Here is a 266-nt window from a genome sequence, read left to right as displayed (position 1 = left end):
ACGGTTGCCAATTGCACTGGTGAAACGTTAATGCTTATTTGAAATTCATCTTGAATGTGTTTTTTAATATCATTAAGTGTTTGTAGTGCCTCAGCAAATACAAATTGACCCAGCGCATTTATTTGTCTGGTTTCTTCAGCAAGAGGAATAAAGTCAGCAGGGCTGATCAGGCCTTTTTCTGGGTGTTGCCAACGAATAAGTCCCTCAGCTTTATGAACGTGTAAATCATTAAGGGATACAATAGGCTGATAATATAACTCAAATTG

General features: G+C 37.6%; 1 protein-coding gene. It reads right to left on the bottom strand.

Features of this window, described 5'->3' with window-relative positions; all coding sequences use genetic code 11:
* A partial coding sequence (locus tag AAEY72_RS15140; protein ID WP_352311398.1) for an EAL domain-containing protein occupies window positions 1-266 on the bottom strand: 266 nt, incomplete at both ends.

Source organism: Psychrobacter sp. W2-37-MNA-CIBAN-0211, from assembly GCF_040309405.1.
Classification (GTDB): Bacteria; Pseudomonadota; Gammaproteobacteria; order Pseudomonadales; family Moraxellaceae; genus Psychrobacter; species Psychrobacter glaciei.
The sequence above is the reverse complement of the archived record's forward strand: the minus strand, read 5'-3'. Positions and strand labels throughout refer to the sequence as shown.